Raw genomic sequence first — 3,348 nt, 5'->3', positions numbered from 1 at the left:
GCCAGCCGAACTGCTGCGCCAGACACAGCGGCTCGTAGCCGATCCAGGGATGCACGGCGACCGTCAGCGGACGGTCGTCACCGCAGCCGGCCAGGCACAGCGCGGCGAGCAAAAGAAAAAAGCGGCAGCGACTGGCGCGGCGCATGGAAGGTGCACGACTCGACTGGGGATGATGGTGTATCGGCACGGACGGGCGCGGCTTGATGGGCGCGCCGATTCTTTCGGCGCCCGTCTGCGGGGCGGCAAGCCCAAGACATGCTCCCTTGGGAAATGCGGAAAAATCCCATCCGGGAACTTTTCAGCACGCTTCAGCGCCGATAATGCCCGATCGTCGCTTTGTCAATCAAAGACTTATGATGTTTTTTGCCTGGCAGGCTGTTGAAAAGGGCAGTCCTGCCCTTTTCAACTCGCCGCGCCCGGCACCTGTCCGGGCGCGGCTCCGACCAATCAAATACCTGCGTATTTGATTTGCGCGCGAGGCACCCCTGCCTCGCAGGCGCAGGCCGTTTTTCGACGGCCTGCTAGGAAAACGCTGATTTATTCAGTGTTTTCCGTCCGGGGTAGGATGCCCCGGCATCAATCAAGGGCGTAAGCCCTTGATTGATGGAGCGCGGCGCGGGCGTGTACCGCGCCGCAGCGAGCTGAAAAATTCCAGGGAGGGAATTTTTCAGCATTTCCCTAGACATCCTGCCTTGGACGGGATGCCGTGAGCCAATCAGAGCATCCGTGGTTTTCCGTGGTTTGTGGTGCCATTCAAAAAGCCAGCGCAGGTTCGTCCTGCGTTCTGTCGGCTTCGCGTCGCTGCGCGCGCAGCGCATCGACCGCCTGCGGCAGCGCGAACTGCTCGCCGGCGAAGCGCTCGACGAAGCGCCCGCCGCGCAGCTCGCCGCGCGCTTCGAGCCGCCGGTAAACGTACAGCAGTTCGCGCCACGGCGGGGCGCAGTTCTCGTCCTCGAGCGCGGCGCGGAACACCACGCCGTGGCGGTCCAGCAGCACCTGCGCGGCGTGGGCGACGGCGGCGTCGCGCGCGGCGGCATCGTTGGCAACCAACGCCGGCAACAGCGACCAGCGCCCGGCGGCGCCCACTCCCGACACGCGCGGGCGCGGGCTGCGGTGCCGGCGCGGCGCGAAGCTCGGCCGTTGACTCGCCGGCGCGATCAGCGTGCGAAGACCAGAGAAGCTGTCGGAGGTCGCCAGACCCAGCGCCACCAGTTCCGCGAGCGCCGCCTCCACCTGAGTGCGCAGCAGGCCGGTGTTGGCCACGAGATCGGCAAAGAACGACGCGCCCTGCGCGCCGAGCGCATCGCGCACGCGCGCGGCGATCGAACTCAGCTCCAGCTGCGGCGCGGCCGGGGCGAGTCGCCGCCACAGCGTCGCGTGTTCGCGCGGCACCAGCGCGATCGGCGTGCTGCGCACGGGCGTCGAGACGCGCCGGCGCTCGCCGCTCACGCGCGGCGGCAGCAGGCGCAGCCAGGCGACGCGCCCTTCGGCGCACAGTTGATCGAGCCAGAACGGCTGGTAGCCGTGCAGGCGTGCCGGCAGGATTTCCGCCTCCCACGCCGCGGCGGGCTGCGACAGGCCCGCCAGTTGTTCTATGACGGCGTACAGCGCCTCCGGCCCCTCGCCGGGATCGTCGAGGCCCTGCCAGGCGCGCTGAAAGCGCCGGAACTCGGCCTCGCTGACCGGCGCGATCTGGCGCCGCCGCCGGTCGAGGCTGTAGCGGTGGATGCGCGCGAGCAGGCCCCGCTCGCACCATTCCTCCTCCGGCGTGCCCGGCGTGTAGCGCCCGCGCAGCACGAAGCCTTCGCTTTCGAGCGCGAGCAGCGCCGCCTCCACGGCGGCGGGTGGCAGCCCGAGCGGCGCGCCGAGCCGCTCAGCCGTGACCGGTCCCAAACCCTCCAGTCGCCCGCGCAGCAGCTCGACCAGCGCCGCCTCGGCGCTGTCGGGCGGTTCGCCCACGGCGGTTATCGGCGGCTGCGCAATCGCCGTCGGCAGCACGGCCTGCGCTTCGGCCAAGCGCTCGGCCGCCACCCACAGCCGGCCATCGAGGCAACAGGCGCGCAGGTCTTGCGCCAGGGCTTGCAGCAGATCGGGCCAACGCGGCTCGCGCGTGGCCTCGCCCGCGGTGACGAAGCCGAGCAGCAGCAGCGCGTCGTGCAGCTCGTCGGCGTTGCGCGCCTGCGGCCAGGCTTCGGCGCGCACCCGATCGATGGCGTCCTGTTGCAGCACGCCGAGCGAGGCACTCGCCGACAGATCGGCCGGCGCCGGGCGCACAGCGAGCGTGCGCCGCTCCTCGGCCGGCACGTCGTCGAGAAACGCATACGGCCGGGCGTTCAGGATTTCTTCCGCGAGCGGGGAGGGCGCCGTGAGATCGCGCGTCAGAATCTGGATGGCGCCGCTCTCGATGCCGCGCAGCACGGCAAGAAAGCCGTCCACGTCCATGGATTCGGTGAGGCAATCGGCGATCGCCTGGCGCACCAGCGGGTGGTCCGGCACCTCGCGCTCGCCCGTGAGGTTCTCGGCGCAGGCGATCTGGTCCGGGAACACGGCGGCGACCAGATCCTGCGCGTCGTTGCGCTGCCACTGCGGCGGCGTGCGCTTGCCCGCCCGCTGGCGCAGGATGGCCAAGGCCGTCGTCGCCACCCAGCGCCAGCGCGCCTCGAACAGCGGCGCCGCAATCACCGCCTGGATCAGCACCTCGCGCGCGGTGGCGGACTTCAGATACCCGGCCGGCTCGTGCAGCGGAAAGCTGTGCACGGAGCCGAGCGAGATGACGATGCTGTCCTCGAGCGCCGCCGCCTGCAGCTCGAAATTGAAGCGCCGGCAAAAGCGCTTCCTCAGCGCCAGCCCCCAGGCCTTGTTGACGCGCGAGCCGAACGGCGCGTGGATGACTAGATGCTGGTCGCCGGTGTCGTCGAAAAAGCGCTCGAAGATGACCGCGCTTTGTGTCGGCAGCGCGCCGAGCGCGGCGTGGGCGGCGGCCAGATAGTCGATCAATTGCCGCGCCGCGGCGTCCGGCAGCGGCAGGCGCTCCAGCAGGCGCTCGGTGGCGTGCCCGGCGCCGCCTTCGCTGAGCCAGTCCGCCACGTCCTGCCGTAGCCGCGACACGGCAACCGACAGCTCCGCCGTGCGGCCCGGCGCCTCGCCGAACCAGAACGGGATGTTCGGCGGCTGGCCGTGCGCGTCCTGCACGAACATGCGCCCGGTTTCCACTTTGAGGATGCGGTAGGACGTGTTGCCGAGCTGGAAGATGTCGCCCGGCAGGCTCTCGAAGGCGAAGTCCTCGTTCCCGCTGCCGATGCGAAGGTTCTCCGGCGCGGGCAGCACGTCGCCGTCGAACTGGTCCGG

Annotated in this window: 1 pseudogene; it reads right to left on the bottom strand. The window is 70.1% G+C overall.

The features are described 5' to 3' along the window. Nucleotides 1-753: 753 nt before the first annotated feature. Nucleotides 754-3,348: pseudogene (locus PHC73_RS12905) on the bottom strand (ATP-dependent DNA helicase); the annotation flags it as partial.

Origin of the sequence: Immundisolibacter sp., assembly GCF_028696615.1 — a bacterium.
In the GTDB taxonomy this organism is placed as follows: Bacteria; Pseudomonadota; Gammaproteobacteria; order Immundisolibacterales; family Immundisolibacteraceae; genus Immundisolibacter.
The sequence above is the reverse complement of the archived record's forward strand: the minus strand, read 5'-3'. Positions and strand labels throughout refer to the sequence as shown.